The organism is Neisseria sp. P0009.S007, assembly GCF_051962515.1.
Genome location: NZ_JBQCVF010000943.1, coordinates 1 through 376, shown reverse-complemented (window position 1 = coordinate 376; position 376 = coordinate 1). Strand labels below are relative to the sequence as shown.

1 protein-coding gene is annotated in these 376 nt (G+C 33.5%); it reads right to left on the bottom strand.

The annotated features are described in order from the left end of the window. The coding region (locus ACTHS3_RS17225; RefSeq protein WP_440368668.1) for a nuclease-related domain-containing protein at nt 1-376 on the bottom strand (376 nt) is incomplete at both ends.

The following is a 376-nucleotide window of genomic DNA, read 5'->3' as shown; positions in this document are numbered from 1 at the left end:
ATATAAGCCGCCGCCTGCCTAATACGGCAAACATTTGGTGGCATTTTCGATTTCAATTCACAATCACCTAAGAAAACTACCATTGAATGAAACTTCTCCTCAGGAAATTGCAATAGTTCTGACAATGCTTTGATATGAGCATAATTCTGACGCAACGGGTTTTGAAAATAATGTTTCTGTTTATAGATGATTTGCGTCCATTTAGATTGCTTTTCACCACCAAAAATCCAACCTGTGTAATTTTTAGTTTCTATCACAAATATCCCAAAAATTGAGACATAAATATGATCAATTTGTGTCGTACCATCTCGAGATGGAATAATTAAATCGTGAAACTCAAAATAAGTTTTCTCATCTAAATTTTTTCCAATTACAG